At 47.3% G+C, this 22,366-nt stretch carries 21 protein-coding genes; 12 read left to right on the forward strand and 9 right to left on the reverse strand.

The genetic code is table 11. From position 1 onward, the window contains the following. Nucleotides 1-72 precede the first annotated feature (72 nt). The 8 genes from B9Y59_RS12680 to B9Y59_RS12720 form a co-directional block, all read right to left on the reverse strand. Entirely contained in the window at nt 73-1,683 is a 1,611-nt protein-coding gene (locus tag B9Y59_RS12680) for a recombinase family protein (protein ID WP_085533860.1), read from the reverse strand. 15 nt (nt 1,684-1,698) lie between these two features. Beyond that, a complete protein-coding gene (locus tag B9Y59_RS12685; RefSeq protein ID WP_085533862.1) occupies nt 1,699-2,529 on the reverse strand; it encodes a recombinase family protein in 831 nt (276 codons plus the stop codon). A 2-nt stretch (nt 2,530-2,531) separates the two neighbouring features. After that, a complete protein-coding gene (locus B9Y59_RS12690) occupies nt 2,532-4,073 on the reverse strand; it encodes a recombinase family protein (RefSeq protein ID WP_085533864.1) in 1,542 nt (513 codons plus the stop codon). Between the two features lie 86 nt (nt 4,074-4,159). Then, entirely contained in the window at nt 4,160-4,339 is a 180-nt protein-coding gene (locus B9Y59_RS12695; RefSeq protein ID WP_085533866.1) for a hypothetical protein, read from the reverse strand. A 7-nt stretch (nt 4,340-4,346) separates the two neighbouring features. After that, the gene (locus B9Y59_RS12700; RefSeq protein WP_085533869.1) at nt 4,347-4,781 is read right to left on the reverse strand and encodes a recombinase family protein; all 435 of its coding nucleotides are present in this window, start codon (nt 4,779-4,781) and stop codon (nt 4,347-4,349) included. A gap of 15 nt (nt 4,782-4,796) precedes the next feature. Beyond that, entirely contained in the window at nt 4,797-6,752 is a 1,956-nt protein-coding gene (locus B9Y59_RS12705) for an ATP-dependent DNA helicase (RefSeq protein WP_085533871.1), read from the reverse strand. A 545-nt stretch (nt 6,753-7,297) separates the two neighbouring features. After that, nucleotides 7,298-7,723 (reverse strand): RNA polymerase subunit sigma-70, encoded by a 426-nt coding sequence (locus B9Y59_RS12715; RefSeq protein WP_085533875.1) that lies wholly within the window; start codon nt 7,721-7,723, stop codon nt 7,298-7,300. 441 nt (nt 7,724-8,164) lie between these two features. Then, complete coding sequence (locus B9Y59_RS12720; protein WP_085533877.1) at nt 8,165-8,599, reverse strand: winged helix-turn-helix domain-containing protein; 435 nt, start codon at nt 8,597-8,599, stop codon at nt 8,165-8,167. A 526-nt stretch (nt 8,600-9,125) separates the two neighbouring features. Here B9Y59_RS12720 and B9Y59_RS12725 point away from each other — a divergent pair. The 11 genes from B9Y59_RS12725 to B9Y59_RS12775 all read left to right on the forward strand — a co-directional run bounded on the left by B9Y59_RS12725 (nt 9,126) and on the right by B9Y59_RS12775 (nt 19,374). Next, the gene (locus B9Y59_RS12725) at nt 9,126-9,752 is read left to right on the forward strand and encodes a TetR/AcrR family transcriptional regulator (RefSeq protein ID WP_085533879.1); all 627 of its coding nucleotides are present in this window, start codon (nt 9,126-9,128) and stop codon (nt 9,750-9,752) included. Continuing rightward, nucleotides 9,752-9,955: a cysteine-rich KTR domain-containing protein gene (locus B9Y59_RS12730; protein WP_143255317.1), complete on the forward strand. Its 204-nt coding sequence runs from the start codon at nt 9,752-9,754 to the stop codon at nt 9,953-9,955. Before B9Y59_RS12725 ends, B9Y59_RS12730 begins: the two co-directional genes overlap by 1 nt. Before the next feature lie 80 nt (nt 9,956-10,035). Further along, nucleotides 10,036-11,793, forward strand: a complete 1,758-nt coding sequence (locus tag B9Y59_RS12735) for an ABC transporter ATP-binding protein (RefSeq protein ID WP_085533881.1) — start codon at nt 10,036-10,038, stop codon at nt 11,791-11,793. Continuing rightward, nucleotides 11,786-13,546, forward strand: coding sequence for an ABC transporter ATP-binding protein (locus tag B9Y59_RS12740; RefSeq protein WP_085533883.1), 1,761 nt, complete (start codon nt 11,786-11,788; stop codon nt 13,544-13,546). The genes B9Y59_RS12735 and B9Y59_RS12740 overlap by 8 nt, the downstream gene beginning before the upstream one ends. Further along, nucleotides 13,543-14,487 carry an ABC transporter permease gene (locus B9Y59_RS12745; protein WP_085533885.1) on the forward strand — a complete coding sequence of 315 codons (945 nt, stop codon included), beginning with the start codon at nt 13,543-13,545 and terminating at the stop codon, nt 14,485-14,487. Before B9Y59_RS12740 ends, B9Y59_RS12745 begins: the two co-directional genes overlap by 4 nt. Beyond that, on the forward strand, nt 14,477-15,295 hold the full coding sequence (locus B9Y59_RS12750) for an ABC transporter permease (protein WP_085533887.1): 819 nt from the start codon (nt 14,477-14,479) through the stop codon (nt 15,293-15,295). The genes B9Y59_RS12745 and B9Y59_RS12750 overlap by 11 nt, the downstream gene beginning before the upstream one ends. A 2-nt stretch (nt 15,296-15,297) precedes the next feature. After that, entirely contained in the window at nt 15,298-16,080 is a 783-nt protein-coding gene (locus B9Y59_RS12755) for an ABC transporter ATP-binding protein (protein ID WP_085533889.1), read from the forward strand. Beyond that, a complete protein-coding gene (locus tag B9Y59_RS12760) occupies nt 16,074-16,853 on the forward strand; it encodes an ABC transporter ATP-binding protein (protein ID WP_085533892.1) in 780 nt (259 codons plus the stop codon). Before B9Y59_RS12755 ends, B9Y59_RS12760 begins: the two co-directional genes overlap by 7 nt. 23 nt (nt 16,854-16,876) lie before the next feature. Next, the gene (locus tag B9Y59_RS12765; RefSeq protein WP_085533894.1) at nt 16,877-18,535 is read left to right on the forward strand and encodes an ABC transporter substrate-binding protein; all 1,659 of its coding nucleotides are present in this window, start codon (nt 16,877-16,879) and stop codon (nt 18,533-18,535) included. 69 nt (nt 18,536-18,604) lie between these two features. Then, nucleotides 18,605-18,967, forward strand: coding sequence for a metal-dependent transcriptional regulator (locus B9Y59_RS12770; RefSeq protein WP_198945625.1), 363 nt, complete (start codon nt 18,605-18,607; stop codon nt 18,965-18,967). 5 nt (nt 18,968-18,972) lie between these two features. Then, nucleotides 18,973-19,374, forward strand: coding sequence for a winged helix-turn-helix domain-containing protein (locus tag B9Y59_RS12775; RefSeq protein ID WP_242967385.1), 402 nt, complete (start codon nt 18,973-18,975; stop codon nt 19,372-19,374). Between the two features lie 94 nt (nt 19,375-19,468). Here B9Y59_RS12775 and B9Y59_RS16300 read toward each other — a convergent pair whose 3' ends face one another. After that, entirely contained in the window at nt 19,469-21,229 is a 1,761-nt protein-coding gene (locus tag B9Y59_RS16300; protein ID WP_242967312.1) for a peptidoglycan DD-metalloendopeptidase family protein, read from the reverse strand. A gap of 63 nt (nt 21,230-21,292) precedes the next feature. Here B9Y59_RS16300 and B9Y59_RS12785 point away from each other — a divergent pair, with 63 nt between their 5' ends. Further along, nucleotides 21,293-22,300, forward strand: coding sequence for a PDDEXK nuclease domain-containing protein (locus tag B9Y59_RS12785; protein WP_442856162.1), 1,008 nt, complete (start codon nt 21,293-21,295; stop codon nt 22,298-22,300). The last annotated feature ends 66 nt before the right edge of the window (nt 22,301-22,366 follow it).

Consider the following 22,366-nt stretch of genomic DNA (forward strand, 5'->3'; position numbering starts at 1 on the left):
CTCAACGAAAAAAGCAGGTACAGAGAAATACCGACAGCATATGGTCTGCCAGCATTTCTCTGTACCTGCTTCTTAGCGAAGTGGCTGTGTGATCTCAAATCCGCCTATGAAACGGATGCGGATTTCCTCTTTGGAAAGTACGGTGATTCTTTCAATGATGCGGTACACTAAGGCGTCGGAGTATTCTGTTAGGTCGAGATCCTCTGCGGAAATCAGCCCCATGACTTCTTTGGCTTTGGATTCCATTACTTCGGAACGCTCTGCGGTGTATTCGATCCGCTTTTTCTGCTGCTTCAATTTGAGGATGGTTCCGCTGATTTGTTTCAGCTTATAGTCAATGATGTCGTTTTCGTCAGCTGCCAGAACCAGCAGCCGGTCAAATTCGGTTTCCAGTTCCTTGATTTTGTTCTCTATGACAATGGGGCTGGTTTCTTCCTTTTCTCCGGCGATGCACTGTATCAGGGTATCCTGCAGCGCCGCAGCCATTTCTTCCTGCTGCCCATGAACAAGAGAACGGATGGCTTCCAGTATGGCAGTGTGGAGGGCGGTTTCTTCAAGGCTGGGTGATTTTCCACAGGATTTCGGCCCGAACTCCAGCCGGTTGATGCACCGCCAGACGATTTGCTTTCTCCCGTGAATGTTCCATGTTACCCTGCGGAAATAACATCCGCAGTCCCCGCAGACCAGCCTTTCGGATAGGGCGTATTTACTGGTAAACCTGCCACGGTTGGTTTTTGCTTTCTTGGTGTTGGCGGGCTTTTTGCTTCTTCTCCGGGCGAGTTCTTCCTGAATTTCAAAAAACATTTCTCTTGGGATGATAGCCGGATGGTTATCTTTGATGTAGTATTGCGGGAGCTCGCCGTTATTTTTCTTTACCCTTCCTTCCAAAAAATCGGCGGTGTAGGTTTTCTGCAGCAGGACGTCGCCTGCGTATTTCTCATTCTGGAGGATTCGCTGGATCGTCTGTGTTGTCCATTTCGGCTCTCCCGCAGGGCTTGGGATGCCTGCTTTCTCCAACTTTTCCTTGATTCCTTTCAGGCTGTCGCCGTTCAGGAATTCCCGTGCGATCATGAGAATGGTTTGGGCGTCCTTGGGGATGATTTCAGGTTCTCCGTCCAGCCCCTTTTGAAAGGCAAAGCCGGTGTAGCGGAAGGCAAACCGCCCTTGCTTGTATCCCATGCGGATTCCTTTGGTGACGTTGCCGCTGATGGATTCGCTTTCGGCCTGTGCAAAGGAACTCAGGCAGGTCAGGATCATTTCGCTGTTCATATTCGAGGTGTCGATGTTTTCTTTCTCGAATATCACGGGGATGCCCCAGCTTTTGAGGATTCGGACGTGCTTGATGCAGTCGAGGGTATTCCTTGCAAATCGGGAAATGGATTTTGTCAGGATGAGGTCTATTTTCTTCTTCCTGCAGAGCTCTATCATTTCATTGAATTGATCCCTTTTTTTGGTCCGTACCCCGGAGATCCCATCGTCTGCAAAAATTCCGGCAAGCTGCCAGCCATCGTGATGGGTGATCTTTTCGGTGTAATAGTCCACCTGCACTTCAAAACTGTTTTGCTGTTCTTCTTCCTCGGTGCTTACTCGGCAATAAGCCGCAACTCTCAGCTTCCGTTTTCGCTTTCGCAAATCGCCCAGCATAGGGTTTGCCGGGATTTCCATGACTACCTTTTTCGGCATGGAAGTTCGCTCCTTTCAAACTATTTTTCCATTCAGCAACTGAAACCGGATGGAACCATCCGGCTGCGGGATCACCTGCTTTACGGTCTGCTCGAAAAGTTCCCGATCCAGTCCCTCGTCGTTGCTATGCTCCTGAAAAAGAGCCTTTATTCTGATGGTGAGGTGGTCAGATTCCTTGATCCCGCAGGTCTTATACTTTTCGGCAGCGCATTCCAAAATCAGGGGAAGCAGCCTATCTGTATCTACTTCACGCTGATCCAGCAGTTGATTGATTTCGTTGGTCAATCGGGCCTCCTGTATGAATAGACTGTTATTAGTTGATCGTTCCGGCTCTGTCATCTGTGGGTTCCGGCAAATAGCCCTCAGCTTTTCTGTGATTGCCTGCTGCAGTTCATTGTCGGAAATGGGGCCGAAGCGGTTTTGGCAACCTTTGCAATCCCAAAATATAACAGGGTTCTTCTGGCTGTTTCGGTTCAATCGCTTCCCGCAGACTGGACATATCATCTTCTTTTGAGCAAATCGGATATTTGAGTATGGTGTGGCTTTACTCTTTTTTAATTGGAGGACTTTCTCTGCAAGTTCCTTGCTTATAATGGGCTGATATTGCTTTCCGTTCCAATAGCGTTCATCCTCCAGTATCCGGGTAATCATATTCTTGTTCCAGCTATCTGAGTTTTCCCGATATGGGATTCCGCTTTGTTCCGCATACAGCGCCAATTGTTTGATAGACCAACCCTGCAGGTACCTCTGGTAAAGCTCCACGACAAGTTTCTTTTCAGAAGGGTTTTCTACGACCTTCCCTTGCGCAACCTGATAGCCAAAAAGGAGATACCGTATTTTCTTCATCTCTAACACCTCCCTTCGTCGAGCACCAGCCCGTTGATAAGGTGAAAACAAAACTTATCAGGGTAGGCTGTGATTTGCTTTATCATGCTTTTGAATACGGAAGGTTCAAATTCCAACATAGGCTGGGCTTCTTCCAGCAGATCCAGCAGCAATTTGGTACTGTCAATGAGGCTACTGGTTTGGTCTGGTCCTTGAAGCTGCCGCAGTTCTCGTCGTAGTTCCTCGATTTTTTGATTGTTGCGGTTGCTTCGCTCTATAAAAATAGCAGAATCAATGCACCCCTTGGTCTGTAACCTTGTGAGCGAATGATTCTGCTTGACTAATTCAGATATTTTTTCGTTTGCCGCTATGATATCCGGTCTTGCGAATGCGGTCTTTGCTTGCAGTTCCAATAGCTGGTTCAGCATGGTTTTCAAAACGAAATCCCTGTTGTCCAACAGTTTATTATACACTCTTAAAAATGCCTGGTAGATTTCATCTTGGGAAATTGCCTTGGTAGGGCAGAGTTCTTTACCTTTTAAGTGCTGATAACAAATCCATTTTATAGACTGATTTTTCGGCTTTCGGTAAAAAGTAGAGCCACACAAGCCGCATTTGACAACTTTACTTAATGGAAACTGCTGAATTTCATTTTTAGGAGCATGTGTGAAACTCCTTTGTTTGAGAAGTTTTTGTACTGCTTCAAAAACTTCAATAGGGATTATACCTTGATGGGAGTTTTTGATATAATACTGAGGCAGTTCTCCATGGTTTTGCTTTCGCTGAAATGGCAGTTCCTCTGTTGTAAATCTTTTTTGGACTAATGCGTCTCCGATATACTTTTCGTTTTTTAGAATGTTGAGTATTGTGACAGATCTCCAACATTTGGCGTCCCCATCTTTATTCCTTATCTCCATTTCAGTGAGTTCCGATGCAATTTCAACAATTCCTTTTCCTGCAAGGTAACTATTAAAAATGTACTCGACTATGGGAACTTCCTGTGGATTGGGAATTAAAGTCTTGTTTTTCAGAATATATCCAATGGGTGCGCTGCAGGTAATAAAATCGCCGGATTTCATCCGGCGTCGATAGCTCCATTTGAGGTTTTTCGAGATAGAGAGGGATTCTTCCTGAGCTGCCGATCCCAAAATACTCAGCAGCATTTCGCTTCCCATCTTCCCGGTGTCGATGTCCTCTTTTTCAAATTCCACCGATATGCCAAGCTGCCCCAGTTCCCGCACCGTCTGGATGCAGTCGATGGTATTCCGGGCAAATCGGGAAATGGACTTTACAAGGATGCGGTCGATTTTTCCGGCGCGGCAGTCGGTAAGCAGCCGCTGAAAATCACTCCGCTTGTCGGCTGTGGTGCCGGAGACCGCTTCATCCGCATATAAACCGGCGAATTCCCATTCTTCTTTCGACCTAATGTAACCGGTGTAATAATCCACTTGGGTGGCAAAGGAGTTCATCTGGTCGGCTGAATCGCTGCTCACACGGGCGTAAGCTGCAACCCGCAGCTTTTTGGCCTGTTCTGCTATTGGCTGTATGACTTTGACCTGCGGCACCTTTGCCACCTCCTTTCCGGTTGGACATCTTTTTTGTCACACCAAAGACTACCACAACCGGTTTGGGATAGCTATCACGACAACCACTAAATATGGAGTTGTGAAACGCCGTACTTTTCGGCAATAGCAACATTCGCCAGCCGGCAGTTTTCCAATGTGATTTTTTCTTGTTCTAACAACCGTTTTAATGCGGAGAATGCTGCGAAGTATTTGATTTCATTGATCACCTTTTCGCTTGGGGTCTGCAAGGTATAGGGTATGTCCATGATACTTTCACCATGGCAAATGAAGGCCCTTTTGGGCCGCCCTCTGGAAAAAGCGGTTTTCCAGCCCTTTGATGTGAAGCTCATACCGCAGGTCGCTTTCGGTGGTGATCAGTACCGTGTCGTGGTCCTGCAAAAATTCCAGTATTGGAATCAGGATGGCGGGATCGTGGCTCAGACGGGTTAAATCCCGAACAAGCACAGCGCGGACAAAGCCGCCCTTCACTGCCTGCATCATCTGCTTCAGGCCCATGCGGGCCATGCTTCTGCCGGTGCCCATATCCTGAGAAGTCCCTACAACGGTGTATTCCCGATGATTGGCTTCCTCTAAGAGATTTCGTATTTGCTCAAAAAGGACAGATGGTTTCTTATCGCTGCTGCGGCTATATAACCACATGGGGCGGTCTGCGCAGGGAAATTCCGCCGTTTCTGTTTTTCTGTTCATCTATGGTAATCTCCTTTATGGCATAAAATAATCTGGGCCTTTCTTTGCCCGGATGAATGCTTCTACATCTTCGATTTTTCTGGTGAGCCGAAGGTTCGGCAGAGTTTCCAGCACAGCCCGGTGATACCGTTCTCCGGGGGCTGCCCGGTAGTCCAAAATGCTCACCACGCAGGTGTCGGCTTCGGTGCGGATGGCCCGCCCAAATCCCTGCCGCAGCTTTACCTGCATATCCGGTATGACTACCATTTTGATGTAATCCTGCAAAGTAGGATATTGTTCCCGTTCCGCTTCGCTCAAAGGATCAGGAACAGGGAACGGCAGCCGCACAATGATGAGGGACGACACCATATCGCCGGGGAAGTCCACCCCTTCCCAACAGGAGCCTGCCGCGAACAGCACGGCGTTCTGCGCCTGCTTGAACCTATGGATGACGTCCTGCGAATGCCGCCATACTTCCATAAGCGGAAAAGACAGCCGGTCCTTTACCTGATTGTAAACAGCGCCCATGAGGGAATAGGAAGTAAAAAGCACCAGAGTGTGGCCATGAGTGGTTTTTACCAACCGACAGATCTGCTCTGCCAGACACTTAGCTTCCTGTTCGCTGCCTATTTGTGTTTTGGGCAGGTCGCTGGGAATGTAGAGGAGACAGTTTTCCTCGTAGTTAAAGGGCGAAACCGCAATAAAATTCTCCAGCCGGTTGTTCTCGGACAGCCCCATGAGCTGCCGGGTTCTGTCAAAACTGCCGCCAGCCATGAGGGTACCGGAGGTCAGGATGGCTGGGATGTCCTTCAGCCACAGTGCCCGGCGCAGCTGCTCCGGCATTTCCCGGCTGGCGGCGCAGAGGCTGGGGCTTCCGTCCCTGTCGTACTGGATGTAGAGGATGTATTTTCGGTTCCCGGTAAAAAACAGGCCGAGGGCCTGTTCTGTTGTTCCCAGCCGGTAAAGAAGCCACCGTGGGAGGTGCGGGGCAAGCTGTTTTTGAAGCTGCCGGAGGAGGGAAAGGCAATCCCGAAGGGCTGCTTCCCGATCCGGCGTTAAAATAAAGGCGGTGCGCTGCGCTTCTTCCAGCAGTTCGCCCCGGCACATGGCTCCCATGAGGGCAGTAAACTTTTCTTTCAGCCGATGGGCCGCAAGGGTATATTTTTCTTTTGCCAGCAGGTCGCAGAGTTCACGGAAATCCTCCGCCGACAAACTCTGCCCGTACATTTGTCGGGCTGCGTCCGGCAGCTTGTGGGCCTCGTCAATCACCAAGGCTCGGTAATCATTGAGAAGGGGCCGCATTTCCTGCAAACGGTGGGCGGCGTCAGCCAGCAGATAGTTGTGGTTGCAAATCTGGACGAAAATTTCCGCGCTTCTGGCTTCCTTCAGGTATTGATGGTACCGGCAGGCATTCCGCAAAGGGCAGGTTTTCTCGCAGACCTTGGGGACGCACACCTGCCGCCTGTCAAACCCGCTGAGGCCGGTTACGGCGTCTAAATCATAATAGGCGCGAAGGGAAAGCATGGCTTTCATCTGCTCCGCATTCTTTTTCTTATGTTTTACGGCTTCCAGCCGCCCTGCAAGGCGGACATCGCAGACAAAGCGTTCCTTGCCTTTTCGCACCATCGCCCGGATGGGCTTTTGAATAATACGGTTCTCCAGAAAAATCCGGGACAAAAATGGGATGTATTCCCCGATGATGGAGTCCTGCAGGGCAACGCTGGAGGTGGAGACCACCACCGGCTGGGAACCGGCAGGCCCATGCGGGGCAAACTTTTTCAGTAAAATACAGGCGGTCAGGTAGGCGTAGGTCTTGCCGATCCCGACGCCCGCGTCGCATAAAGCGATATTATTTTTGAGCAGGGTATCCAGCATGGCGTGGCAGAGGGTAATCTGTTCTTCCCGCACGGCCAGCCCGTTTTGAGGTAGGAGGATTCGGAAGATCCGTTCGATCTCCCCATGGGCCTGCTCCTTTAAAGGTGGCTTGTTCATTTCGGCACATTCTCCTTAGAGCAATTTGCTCTTGTGCGTTGGCGGCAAACTAATGCGGCGCAGAAAACCTGCGCCGCACGGATTCGCCGTCAACGGCAATCTGAATTAAAAAAGGTTGATTTTGATGTGCCGTATTTGCTGCTCGCCCCCCGGCAACCTTGGGAACCATGCGGGCAGGCTTGCAGTTGACAAGCCGTTCACTGGCTCCCCAAAGGTCTTGCTGATTACAACCCAAGGTCGGCCAGCCCATCTGACGTGTGGGCAAACGATAGCGCGTATCATAATACCCCGCCCAAGGTCGTGGCGAAAAGGGCAACTGATCCCTCTTTCCGGTCAAAATGCATCGCTCAGAATCAACAAGACAAGCTGCCATCCCTTTTCAGGGAGGCAGCCTGCTTGCGGCTCGTCATGGCGCTTTTTCCTGTGTCGCTCGCTCAGGCGGGAACGTACCCGCATGGCTGGTATTCACTTTTCAAGCTGCAAGGCGAACGTTTCTTTTTCCCCGTTCGCCCCATAGCCCAGGAAAAAGGCTGGAATCTTTCCGCTTATAAAAAGTTTTTTAATTTTTTCTTGAGCTTGAAAATCCGCAGATCAATGGCGTTTACGGAAAGGCCGGTTTTCTCTGAGATTTCCTTGCTGCCGTATCCGTCCATTTTCATGAAGAGGATTTCGAGGGTGAGCTTGTCCACATTGTGCAACAAAGAAAAAAGCTCCATATCCTCGATGCTGTCCAGCAGGGCTTCGGTATCCTCGACAGGCAGTTCCAGATCCTGCGCGGATATTAGCTCCACATAGGGAGACCATTCCACCTGCCGCTGCAGGTACTGCCGTTCCTTATTGAACTGCGCCCAATCGTATGTATGAAGGCGCTGGATGGTGTCCTCATCCACGCCGAGTTCTCTGAGTTTTCTTTCTTCTGCTTCTTTCCATTTGAGCCACTGTTTTTCGGCTCTGGCTTTGTTGTAAGCCATGGCTGTTTCCTCCGATCAATCTGAAATTTGAGAAATTCAGATTGTCGGGGCGGCGGCCTGCCGCTATGGGTTCTGAGCCATAACCTCTTTTTGAAAGCATGAAAAAGGCGCACCCGTCCGCAGGCGAATGCGCATAGTGGGGTTATTTTCTCGAAATTGGCATTTAATGGTAAATCAAAACAGGATAATGTCGAACAAAAAAGGGCTGCAGCTTCGTGTGAAGCTGCAGCCCTTTCTGTGTGCGGTGGTTTTCGCCGCATTGTCGCCATCCCCTCTGCATGGGGAAAGCGGATATTATTTTATTTCCAGATTTCCCCATATAAATTTAGATGGGGACAGTATAAAAGAGAAAAACTACTTTTCTGATTCGATTCTCCTTCTGTTTGCATATTTCGTAGTGCTTTTATCTACATTCCACGACAAAAGAACAGGGATATTTATTCAATCAACCAAAAAGGTAAAACAACAGTCTTTTTTCTCTGCACAGGTATCTTCGACGATCCGGCAGATGGGATTCGATTGATACAGGCTGAGTTTTTTCTGTATGCTTCGTGCATAGGCGGCAGCTTCTTCCTCTCCATGCTCCGAGTCTGGATGAAGCCAGACGGCATTGTGGAGAAAAGAAGCAGAAAGGGCCTGATTCGGATGGGAAGCAAACAGGCCGAGAATTTCAAACTCTCGCTGGCTCAGTTTTACGTCATTCCCATGGAGGGTAACTTCCCGCTTGGGCTGGTCGATCCGCAGCGGGCCGAATTCATAAACCTTTCCCGGCCCTCGGAATGGTTGGCATTCGTGTTCGGTAACAATGCCCTTGATCTGCTCAACCAGACGGTCAGCTTCTTCATCACTGCATTCAATAATCATTACTTTTGGCATTCGGATGCTCCTTTCAGCGCATGAATTCTGGATATGGATTTTTCCTGTATGAAGGCTTTGGGCATACTCCGCCGTAACGGTGTGTGCTATGCCTGTTCTAACCTTTTTGAAACCGTTAGCTTTACAACAGGTATATTTTACAACATTCGGCAAGGTGATTGCATCATAAAAGATTGGAAAATACTTTTCTGTGTTGCTACTACAGAGAAAATAAAGGGCTGTAAGCCTTCTCACCACAGAGCCAACAGCTTTGCTCCAATCCCTCTTTACGAACAGTCTGTTCTATTTCCTTTGGGCGGTTTTATACCAAAAAACCTTTTCTATGGGCCGAGTAAAATAATTTTATTTGGCTCTTTTTATATGTGCAAATTGTATTATTTTACAAGGTTAGAAACAACTAACTTTGTGAGATAATTAACTTGACAGCTTTCAGAAAATGCAGTATATTAAAACCGTTGGATTGAAACCGCAAGTTTTAATGTGTTCACAAAAATCAACCTGACAATTCGAGTTTGGAGTTGATAGAATGGCAAAACGTGTAGAAGGTGTTACCGAGAAGCTGCTTGAATCGGCAAAAAATGAGTTTTTGAAGAACGGGTATGAGAACGCCTCTCTGCAGTCGATTGCGGAGAAAGCAGGCTCCAGCAAAGGCGCTATCTATATCCGTTACCCTGATAAGAAGAGCCTGTATTGCGCTTTAGTGAAACCGACGGCAGATGAATTCTGCAATTTGCTCGAAGGGGAATTCTACCGTTTTGAGATGCTCCCATCGGAGAAGCAGAAAGAAAAGATTATGACCTTTGGAGACGATGGCTTTTCTAAAGTGATTGCATATATCTACGATCATTTTGATGAATTTAAGTTGATTCTGACCAGTGGAGAGAACAGTACCTATCAGGAATTTATCCACCGGATTATTGAATTGGATATTTCCTGTACCATGCAGTTTATTGAGCAGACAGGAAACAATGCGCTTTCCTCCGGGCGGCTTACACCGGAACTGGCACATCTTCTTTCCAGCGCCTTTTACGCTGGAGTGTTCGAGGTGGTCATCCATGATATGCCTCAAGATCAGGCTGTCGAGCATATCCAAAGAATGAGAAGGTTTTATAATGCCGGATGGAAAACAATTTTTGAAGGAAATGCGGGGTGATGTTTTTGAGTGGGTGGATTGATTCGTCCGGCTGGGTTCATTGTCCTGTCTGCGGCAATAAAACGAGAACAAAAGTAAACAGAGATACAGTATTAAAACGTTTTCCGTTGTTTTGCCCTAAGTGCGGACATGAACACATCGTAGATGTTCAAGAAAATAAAATAGTATCGTTAGAGCCAGACGCTAAGACGCAGAGCCGATAATTTGTAAAACGGGGATTTTACAGATTATCGGCTTTTTCAGATATACAGGTTAGCTTTAGCTAACGAAAGGAGGATTTTTTATGAAACAAACTTCAACTGTTGGGATCATGGACTTCATCCGGCCGCATAAGGGTGGATTCCTTTGTTCCGTGGTTTTATCTGTGTTGGGGGTTGCCAGTGGTATCGTACCATATTTTGCAGTCGCAAAGATGATTAACTTGCTGATTGCAGGTGAACAGGATTTTTCTGTATACCTGTTGTGGTGCTCTATTGCTTTGGTCGCTTTCATCCTGAAATCTGTATTTCATGGTTTTTCGACAAAGGCTTCCCATGAAGCGACGTTTGCAGTTTTATCTGAAATACGGCGAAGGATTGCCTCGAAACTGACAAAGGTTTCTATGGGGTATCTAACCGATACACCATCGGGAAAACTGAAAAGTTCTATGGTAGAGCGAGTGGAACAGATGGAGGTTCCATTGGCGCATATTATTCCCGAAATGACTTCTAACCTTCTGGTTCCCATCGCGGTTATTATCTACTTGTTCGTTTTAGACTGGCGCATGGCTCTCGTTTCTCTGATTACTATTCCGATTGGTATCCTGTGCTATATGGCACAGATGAAAGAATATCCTAAAAAATACGGAGCAGTCGTACAAGCGGGTAAACACATGAGCGCTACTACGGTAGAATACATCAATGGGATTGAAGTCATAAAAGCGTTTAACCAGAGCGCGGCGTCCTATGGGAAATTTACGCAGGCTGTTCATAAAAACGCAGAATTGATTCTTGACTGGATGAAATCCACGCAAGGATACTCGGCTCTTATGATGACCATCTGGCCAGCTGTTTTGATTGGAGTACTCCCCATTGGCTGTATTTTCTATATGAACGGGAGTCTTAACACAGCTACTTTTATCACTATTATGATTTTATCGCTGAGTATCGTAGGCCCGTTGGTATCTGCAATTTTTTTGACCGACGACTTTTCCAAAATTAGTACCATTGTTGGAGAAATCAGTTCTATTTTATCAGAACCAGATTTAGATCGTCCGCTCCAACATAAAAACTTAAACGGATTGGATATTACTTTAACCGATGTAAAATTCGCATATAAGGATACTCAAGTCTTAAAGGGTATAAATTTAAAAATTAAACAGGGAACTACAACTGCTTTGGTAGGTCCTTCTGGTTCCGGTAAATCTACCATCGCAAAATTGATTGCTTCTTATTGGGATATTGATGAAGGGACAATTACGATTGGTGGGGTTGACATTAAAAAAATTCCCGCAGATCAGGTGATGGATTTAATTGGATATGTATCCCAAGACAATTTTCTATTTAATGTGTCTGTACGAGAAAACATTCGTATGGGTAATCCCAATGCATCAGACCAAGAAGTGGAGGAAATCGCCAAAGCTGCAGGCTGTCATGAGTTTATTATGAGCCTCGAACACGGTTACGAAACCCTTGTGGGAGGAGCCGGAAGCCATTTGTCCGGTGGAGAACGCCAGAGGATTGCCATTGCCAGAGCTATGATGAAAAACGCGCCCGTCGTTATCCTCGACGAAGCGACTTCCTATACTGATCCGGAAAATGAAGCGGTTATACAGGATGCAGTGAACCGGCTTACTAAAGGAAAGACCTTGATTGTTATTGCGCATAGGTTATCGACGATTATCCAGTCTGAGCAGATTGCAGTAGTGGAAAACGGAAAAATCGCCGCAACTGGAACTCATGAAGAACTTCTGAAAAATTGTCCACTTTATACAGATATGTGGAAAGCGCATATACAGGCAAAAGACTCTGCCAGTATGAAAGGAGGCGCTGAGAATGTTTAACGCATATAAACGTTTTTTTGCTTTTGCTGGAAAGCAGAAAAAGACGTGGTATAAGGGAATGGGTTATGAACTGCTTCGCAGTATTTTTGAGGCTATCCAGTTTATTGCTTTGCTGGTTGTGCTGCGAGCCTTGGTAGAACAAAATGTTACAGGAGGAACAGCATTGGCCGCACTGGGTGTCATGCTGATCAGTGTAACAGGCGCTGCGGTTTTCTGGTATCTGGCCCACAACAGTGAAGGACAGGCCAATTACCATATGTGTGAGGAAAAAAGAATCAAAATTGGCGAACGTATGAAGTACATGCCGATGGGCTATTTCAATAGCCAAAGTTTGGGAAGCCTTACGGCTGCAGCCACTTCTACAATGGAAGATTTGGAAAGTATGTCGTTTGCCGTCATTGCACGAACGATGGTGGGGATTATCCGTACTGTTGTATTTTCTATTGCGATTTTGTTTTTTGACTGGCGTATAGGGCTGATTTTCTTATTAGGAGTACTGTTGTTTTTATTTGTTAATTCACGACTTCTGAAAAAATCCCGTCAGCTTTCTCCCGGACGCTTGCAGGCACAAACCAAATTGGTAGATTCCGTTCTTGAATATATTCAGGGAATGAGCGTTGTTCGTGCGTTTCATGGCGATAAGGCGGCGAATCAAACATTAAATAAAACCATAGAGGAGACGGAATATCAAAACTTTAAGCTGGAGCGCAAGCGCATCCCATACAATGTGCTGGAGCAAATTGTGTTGCGAATTGCTGCGGTAGCGGCTGTGCTTCTTTCTATCTGGCTATATTTAAGTGGAGTTATGACTTTATTTACCTGCTTGATGATGGCGGTTTCCGCTTTCCTTGTTTACAGCGAGCTTGAGTCAGCCGGAGAAATGTTCTTTATGCTTCCAATGATCGACGCTTCCATAGACAGAGTGGAACAGATTGACCATGCTCCTCGTATGGATGAGCAAGGTAAAAAACAAGAAACGAAAAATAGAGATATTACATTTGAACATGTCAGCTTTTCTTATGGTGAACGGGAAATTATTCATGACGTCAGCTTTTCCATACCGGAGGGGACTACTACTGCAATTGTCGGACCTTCCGGATCAGGAAAAACAACTCTTACCAGTTTAATGGCCCGTTTCTGGGATGTGGACAGAGGAACAGTCAAATTGGGCGGGACAGATATCAAGGAATATCAGCTGGACAGCCTGATGGCAAACTTTAGTATGGTATTTCAAACGGTCTACCTCTTTAATGATACGATTGAAAACAATATTAAATTTGGAAAACCCGGCGCCACTCACGAAGAGGTTGTAGCGGTTGCCAAGGCAGCCCGGTGTCATGACTTTATTTCTGCCCTTCCGGATGGTTACGACACGGTGATTGGAGAAGGCGGAGCTACTATTTCCGGTGGAGAGCGTCAACGCCTATCCATCGCACGCGCCATGCTGAAAGATTCCCCGATCATCATTTTGGATGAGGCTACCGCCAACGTTGATCCGGAAAATGAAGCTGAACTTCAGGAAGCGATTGAAGCGTTGACGCATAATAAGACGATTATTATGATTGCCCATAGGCTCAAAACCGTTCAACATGCGGATCAGATTCTTGTTCTGGAGGCTGGCCGTATCATACAGCGCGGCAAGCATGAGGATTTGATAAAACAGGATGGAATCTATGCAGATTTCATCCAAAGCAGGAAGAAAGCCGAAAGCTGGAGTATTGTTGGAGAAGAATCGCTGGGAGTTGAAGTATGAGCAAAAAAGTATTGACGCGCCTTGCTTTATTTCTCCTTGTGCTGTTTGGCGTTACAGTTTTGACTTTTATCTACACAAATTTATCCCCTGTAGATGCGGCTGAAGCTTTGGCTGTGCGCCGGTATTCAAGGCCCACTCCAGAACAAGTTGAATTAGTACGGGAAGAATTGGGCCTTAACAAGCCACTGGTCCAGCAATACGGTTCATGGCTGTGGAACGCATTACATGGAGATTTTGGGAATTCCTACAATACAGGCCGCCCTATCATCGAAGAACTGACAGCCTCATTAGGACCAACCGTCACGATGGCGTCATTGGCGCTGTTGTTTGCGGCTATATTCAGTATTCCACTGGGTGTACTGTCTGCCAGTAAGAAAGGCGGATTATTTGATAAGACAATTTACCTGTTCGGGATCGTTTCTATGTCTTTGCCCAACTACTGGATTGGGTTTATGCTCCTGCTGGCCTTTTCTGTTCAGATTCCGATCTTCAGCATTATGGGGGCAGACAGCCTGAAAGATTTTATCCTTCCAGCTTTGGCTCTGGCAATCCCAGTTGCGGCAGGTAATATCCGTGTGTTTCGTTCTTCACTTTTGGAGGGATATAGTCAGGATTTCGTATTATATGCCCGCTCACGCGGGGTTTCGGAACGCAGAATCGCTTTTATGGTAAGCCGGTTTGCCCTGCCCCCTTTGGTAACAATGCTCGCCCAAAGCTTTGGGTTTATGATAGCAGGCAGCGCAATGGTGGAATCAGTCTTTTCTATTCCGGGAATCGGTTCCATGTTGGTAACAGCGTTAAATGCACGGGACACGATTACAATCAACGCATGTGTTCTGTTAACAGCCGCCATTTTTGTTCTGGTTAATTTCATAGCAGATCTGGTCAATATCGCTTTAAACCCACACGGAAAGGCAAAGGAGAAGGTTTATGATTCATAAAATTTTACATAAACCACAGGCATTGCTTGGGTTGACCATGATTTTAATTGTATTTTTTGTCGTAGTATTCGCACCTTTTATTGCGCCGCATGATCCATCAGAGCTAAACGTCGCGCATGCTTTGTCTGCACCTGATTCAGAATATCCTCTTGGAACAGATGAAATGGGGCGCTGCGTGCTTTCACGATTGCTTTATGGCGCACGGTCATCTATGTCTATTGCTCTGCCCTCACTTATCATTTTGGCGCTTGCCAGTACGGTCATAGCCACCGTCTGTGCTTATATGGGCGGTGTGCTTGACCGAATTTTCGATGTTGTTTCTAATATCTTCATGGCATTTCCCCCCTTCCTCGTGGCAATTACTCTGGTGGGATTATTTGAATCGAAAGTGTTCAGTATCATTTTATCCATTGTAATTGCCATGTGGGTGTGGAATGCACGAGTGGTTCGCACCTACGTTCTCAGAGAAAAGCAAAAACCTTATGTTATTACCTGCCGGATGTCCGGCTGCTCAGAACTAAGAATTATATTCTGGCATATTATTCCAAACGTTCTGCCACATCTCTTGGTGATATTCAGTACAGGGCTGTCCTCCATTATCATTATGATTTCCAGTTATGCCTTTCTTGGGCTTGGCTTGGAGGCAGGGACAGCAGAATGGGGCGCCATGTTTGTGAATGCCAAACAGTTGATTTTCAGCCAGCCGCAGCTTCTGGTCTATCCGGGGCTTTGTATCCTGTTTACAGCCGGTGGATTTAATTTGTTCGGTGAGGCTTTGCGGGATATTTACGCGCCGAGGGAGGGGTAGAGATGCTTGCTATCAATCGTTTAACCGTTCGTTCAAAGCTGACAAAGGAGGAACTGCTTCGCTCCGTCAAGTTCTCCGTAGACGACGGAGAAACCTTTGGCCTGATCGGAGAAAGCGGTAGCGGGAAAAGCATGACCAGCAAGTGCATTATGCGGCTGTTAAATTCCCGTGCTTTTCAGATCCAAGGAGAAATTCGCTGGAAAGGCAGAGACGTCTTTTCCATGAATGCAAAAGAACTGGCCGACTATCGTGGAAAACAAATCAGTATGATACCGCAGAACCCCATGACCGCATTTGCTCCCATGGTGAAGTTGGGAAAACAGCTTGAAATGGGCTTTCAATTCAGTTCCAAAGAAGAACGGCATAACTTTTCCAGAAAACTTACGAATACGTTAGCCAGTGTAAACTTGTCGGATGCGGAAAAAATTTTCAACAGTTATCCGGATGAGCTTTCTGGCGGCATGCTGCAGAGAGTGATGATCTCTCTTACTATGCTGCAGGCTCCAAAATTGATTATTGCGGACGAGATTACTACCGCCGTAGATGCGGCCAGTGAATATCAGATTTTAAATCAACTGGAAAAAATTAAAGCTTCAGGAGTATCGCTGCTGGTTATCACACATGATTTTGGTGTGGTAGCGAAGTTGTGTGATCGTGTTGCGGTGATGAAATCGGGAGAAATCATTGAACAGGGCAAAACCCATGAGGTGCTGTCCACACCACAGCATGATTACACAAAACAATTGATGGAAGCAAGTATACTGTTTCAGGAGGCGCTATGCTAAAGGCAGAAGGAATTATAAAAAAATATCGGATACCGGGTAGAAAAAAAGAGCTGTTGGAAGCCCTGTCAGGCGTATCTATCGAGCTTGCCGACAACAGTATTACGGCTATCGTAGGAGAAAGTGGAAGTGGAAAGAGCACCCTTGCCAGAATTTTGTCCTATATCGAGCGCCCTGATGCTGGAAAGGTTACTTTGGATGATTTAACTCTGACAGACGCCAAGACGAAAACACTTCAAAAGGTGCGAGGGAAAGTGCAGCTTGTCATGCAGGATGCCGTTAGTTCTCTTGATCCTCATCAAAATGTATTACAAATTTTGGATGAACCTCTCCATCTTTTATTGGATATGGGAAAAGAAGACAGAAAAAAGAGAGTCGAAGAGTTGCTGGACATGGTTAATTTAGGGGAGGATATATTAAATCGCCGCCCTGATGAACTTTCTGGCGGTCAGCAAAAGAGACTTTGCGTAGCGCGGGCTTTGGCAACAGAACCACAGCACATCATTTTCGATGAATCTTTTAGTGGACTTGATGTCACTTTAAGAAAGCAAATTTTGCATCTGTTGCGGAATTTGCGGGATGAGTTGAGATTAAGTTATTTGATTATTACCCACGATTTGGACATTGCGATGTATATGGCGGATACCATTCATGTGATGCGTTTCGGGAAAATAATCGAGACAGTTTACAAACCACAAAGTTTTTCGGATTTTCATGAACCATATTCTAATGAGCTTGTAAAGGCCGCCCTTTCAAAGAGGCAGGCTTTGCAATAAAAAATATGTAAAGGAGTACAAATATGAAAAAATTTTTATCCCTGCTTTTGGCTTGTGTAATGGGGTTGACGCTTCTTGCTGGTTGTAACAGCAATACAGATCCCTCATCTTCCAGTACCGGTCAAACAGACAAGAACGAATCTCATACAATCTCTATTGCGCAAAGTGCAAACTTTTCTATGGGCTTTGCCCCTGCGGTACAGTCCTATGAAGCTACATATTATATGAACAACTTTTATGAGCCCTTAATTAAATACAAGGACGGAGAGTATCAGCCCTGCCTTGCAACGGATTGGACACATTCCGATGATGGACTCACCTATACGTTCCATCTGCGTGAAGATGTAAAATTCAATGATGGAACCCCCTTTAATGCGGAGGCTGTGAAACTCTATTTCGACAATATGAAGTCTGTCATAGGAACCAGTTCCAATTACGGGCAGCTTGATATGTTGACATCCGAGATCACAGTAGATGATGAATACACGGTTTCCTTTCATTTGACTCGTCCTTATTACAATGTTCTTAACGATTTGTCCATGGTAATGCCGAGAGGGATTCTTTCAGCTTCTGCTTTCAATGAGGACGGTTCTTTGAACTCAGAATATCTGATGAATCATACGCCGGGTACAGGTCCCTATATGTTTGAGAGCGTGAACGACACCGCAACGGAATACACTTTTGTACGCAATCCCAATTATTGGGGCGAAGAACCGGATGTAGATTCCTTCACAGTAAAAATTATTCCGGAATCCAAGGTCGCTGCAATGAGGGCTGGAGAAGTGGACTTCATTATCGGTTCTGACACATTGGATGCTGCTTCCTATCAGGAACTGTCCAGCACGGAAGGCATTACGGGCGTAATTTCCGATTTTGATTTTGTCACAGAGTTTATCGCGCTTAACGACGAAGTGGCTCCATTGGATGATATCAATATCAGAAAAGCGATCCAGATGGCTATCGATAAAGAGTCTATCGCTCAAAATATTTATTCGGGCTTGAGAACGGAAGCAAATTCAGTTATGCCTGCGGATATGCCCTATTGCAAGGCGGATGTGACAACTCCGAGTTATGATATGGATGCGGCCATTGAACTGATGGACAAGTCCGGCTGGACTGATACGGATGGCGACGGTATCCGGGAAAAGGATGGTAAAAAGCTTTCCTTTACGATTACTTATCCCTCCACGGGTGTGTATGATAAGGTAGTGCTTTTCTTCCAGGATTCGATGAAAAAGCTTGGCATTGAAATCACGACGAATCCTATTGACCTGATGGCGTTTATGCAACAGGTGTTTACAGAAGGGAATTACGAAATCACCGCGTATATGAGCTATTGGTTCCCCTATGATCCGTACACATTTGTCGCCAATATGTATCCTTCCACCGATTATACAGATGCCAGCGGAATTTATTCGACTGATCCTCAGATCGCCAAAGCACTCGCCACAATGAGTGAAGAGGAGGCGAAAGAATTGATTGCCGGTCTTTACAAAACAGATGACCCGGATACGGTTCAGAATATCTTTACCACTGCCCTTAATTCCGCAAATGAGAGCAGTGTTGTGATTCCGTTGAACTACAGAAACGAATATGCGGTGTTCAATAATGAAGTGATTGAGTCCTATACATTCAACAGTATTCCAAATCATGTTGATGTTGCGGCGATTAAATTAAAGTAATTTTTCATAGATTATCCCTTTTGCTTTTAATAGATAAGGGAGGTATGCCAACTGAATTTAACATCATCCATGGAGGATTATCTGGAGGCCATATATATCCTCTTTCAAAAACAGGGATATGCCCGTTGTGTAGATGTCGCGGAATATTTGGGAGTGACAAAACCTTCTGTAAGCCGCGCTGTAAAAGAATTAAGCAAGGCAAAATATCTGCGGAAAGATTCAAACAGCATACTCTCCCTGACATCTTCAGGAGAACAGGTTGCCGCAACGATATATGAGCGCCACCGCTTCTTCATGGAACGGCTGATCGAGGCGGGCGTAGATCCCAAAACTGCGGAAACGGACGCCTGCCGGATGGAACATGGAATCAGCGCAGAAGCCTTTGAAAAACTCAAGTATTCCGTCGAAAGGCAAGGCGAAGAAGTCAAGTGAAAATCATGCTTTTGATCTTTGAGGATGGAGATGAGGAAGCGTTTCTCAAAGTTCAGGGGCTGGCCCAATCCGCTTCTCGTATAGAGCCGTTGGAGTTCAGGTCACAGCGGAGTACCTCTGCTTTGGAAATCAGGGAAAACCAGCGCCGGGTATTCTGCAAGGGGCGGGAGATCCCTCTCACGAAAACCGAGTATGAGATTCTCCTGTACCTGTTTCAGAACATGAACCAAGTGCTGACACATGACCAGATTTATGAAAAAATCTGGAAGGAGCCAAACTATGGCGAGGCCCGGAAGCTTGTCAGCCATCATGTACAGTCCGTTCGCCGCAAGCTGGATTTGAAAGAAGATTCCAGTATCCATCTGCGCTGTATCCGTGACGTGGGATACAGCCTTGAAACAAAGTAAAAGCCAGTAGCTTGCAAAAACAGGCTGCTGGCTTTCCATATATATAACAACCCTCTGCCGCTTCCGGTTGTGACATTCTTCTAACCTGCGGGCGCTATTCCTTAACCTTAAAAAATCCGAGGGCGTCGGTTCGCTCCCCATTCTGCCACACCTCGAAGTGCAGGTGGTTTCCGGTGGAATTGCCGGTGGTGCCGACGTAGCCGATCACCTCGCCCTGCTTCACTTCCTGCCCAACTGTCACACAGATGGAGGAACAATGGGCGTATAAGGTGTCGAAGGTATCGTTGTGGTTTACCTTGATATGGTACCCATACCCGCCGCCCCACGAGTCGATGGCGTTGGCTATGGTGACGGTCCCGTCTGCCGCGGCAAGGATGGGCGTACCTTCCGGCGCGGCGATGTCGGTCCCGCTGTGGTAGGCAATCTCCCCGGTGAAGGGATCTTCCCGGTAGCCAAACCATGAGGTGATGGTGTAGCTCTGCGGCAGGGGCCACTGGAAAATACCCGTCGCTACCCAATCGGCGTCGGGGTTCACGATCTGCCCGCCGCCGCTTGTGTAACCGCCCAGCAGTTCCGCCCACAGGCTCTGGTTTTCCGGCTCCGACATCAAGGCGAGGTATTCGTTCTGCCTTACGTTAAAGCTGTATTGCCGGGCCATTTCCTCCGGGGTTTTGTGCGTGATGGTAATCTCCAAAATGGTTTCCGTCACCATTTCGATATGGGTGGTTTCATTGCCATCCTCATCCACTTCGGTGACTTCCACCTCATGGCTTTCGGTGCGGGTGCTGGAGGCAACCGCATTCATCTCCCACATAACATTCCGCAGTTCATCCACCTGAGCGTCATCCAGCGAAGCGACCTGCGCCCCATCCTCCGCACCGGTAACCTTGGCGGAAAATACGGCGAGGACGTCCTCCCAATTGATGGAGAGTACCCCGTCGTTGGAGGTGGTTTCCATCCGGTCATGGGGATTGGCGTCCTCTATCTCCTGAATGTGGGCCAGATATTCCCCGTTGAGGGCAGACACCGCCTGCGTTACGCTGGTACCGGTTCCCGTGGAGTCGGAGCCGAAAAACAGGCCGAAGCAGGAACCGACAATCAGGGCGATTAAGCAAATCAACAGGATAATGACCACGGCAACCCAGCCCCCGGCGGCGATCAGGGCGACCAATCCCTTTATCGCTGCCGCGGCTGCTTTGATGGCAGTGGCGGTTGCCTTGACCGCCGCCTTTATGCCGGTCACCGCTGCTTTCGCTGCGGCTTTGGCGGCCTGAGCCGCTGCCTTAGCCGCCTTTGCGGTGGCCTGCGCTGTTTTCTGCGCCGTTTTCGCCGCCTGCTGCGCTGTCTTTGCTGAACGCTGCGCGGTCTTGATCCCCTTGGCGCTCTGCTTTACGCCCTTCACAGACCGGCTGGCTGTTTTCACTGCTTTCCGCGGCTTTCCCTTGACAGCCTTGGCCACGGTATTCTTCGTCCGTATTTTAGCAGCGGTATCCTTCGCGGCTTCCACTGTTTTGCCGCCAGTGTTTTTCGCTTCCGACAGGGCGCGGGAAATCTCTCTTTTTTCTTTCACCTTCCGGGCCGTGGCCTGCGCCAGCTTTTTCCCGCCCCGGTAGGTCAGGTCCGCCCCCTTTTTGGCAGTGCTCTCTATGCCGGACAGCATCTGATCCCCGGCGCTGTTGGCAGGGGCGTTGGAGGATTCCCCACGCTGGCTGGCGAAGGGCGTTTCCTTGAGTTCTGAGATGGATTTGTCCTTGGATTTCAGCCATAAATCCTTCATGGCTGTTTTCGGAGCCTTGGCGGCTTTGTCCAGCAGTTTGGGCCTGCCACCCTTCGGCTTCGTCTTAATTTCTTTCAAAAATGCACCTCCTGTGATATACTATAGTTATATCTCTCATGGCGTCGTAAAGGAGCAGCCACTATGTTAATGAATTCAAACGAATATCTTGCGACTATTGAACAGGTCAAGCAGGAAATCAAAGCGGCCCAATATAAGGCGGCTGTTCATGTCAATACGGAACTCATCATGCTGTACCACAGCATTGGGTGCGTGATTAATGCGCATAAAAGCTGGGGCAATAAATTTATTGAAAATCTGGCGCAGGACATTAAGCTGGAATTTCCGCAGACTACAGGTTATTCCGTCCGAAACCTGAAATATATGGCGAAGTTTGCAGCGACATACCCGGATTCGGAATTTGTGCAACAGGTTGTTGCACAAATTCCATGGGGCCACAATGTAGTCCTGCTGGACAAGGTTTCTGATGCCGGCGAGCGTAACTGGTATATTGAGGCTTGCCGGAAAAACGGCTGGTCCCGCAATGTGTTGGTTCACCAAATTGAAAGCGGTCTGTATCAACGGCAGGTGCTGGCAGAAAAGATTTCCAACTTTGAGAACAGGCTTCCCTCTCCACAAAGTGAACTGGCAGTGCAGACCATGAAAGATCCCTATATTTTCGATTTCATTCCCTTTAAAGAAGATATGGTGGAACGGGATATTGAACGGGCGCTGGTACAGGATGTGACCAGGCTCCTGTTGGAGCTCGGCACCGGTTTTGCCTTTTTGGGAAATCAGTACCACTTGAACGTGGGCGGCGATGATTTCTACATCGATCTGCTTTTCTATAATTTGAATCTACGCTGCTATGTGGTGATAGAATTGAAAACCGGCGAATTCAAGCCGGAGTATGCGGGACAACTGAATTTTTATCTTTCGGCGGTGGATGGTATTCTGAAAAAAGAAGCGGACAATCCTTCTATCGGCCTGCTGCTCTGCAAAAGCAAAAACGACCTTGTGGCAGAGTATTCTCTGAAAGATATGAGCAAGCCGATTGGCGTCAGCGAATATAAGATCACCAGCACCTTGCCGGAAGAACTGGAACAGCAGCTTCCTTCCGTGGAAGACCTGCAAAAACGCATTCAAAAATAAGGCGTTCCCCTTTGCACGAACCATGCAAAGGGGAATTTTTTTAGATTGGGAGCCGAAGGCGGCCCC

Source organism: Anaeromassilibacillus sp. Marseille-P3371 (genome assembly GCF_900169665.1).
Lineage (GTDB): Bacteria > Bacillota > Clostridia > Oscillospirales > Acutalibacteraceae > Anaeromassilibacillus.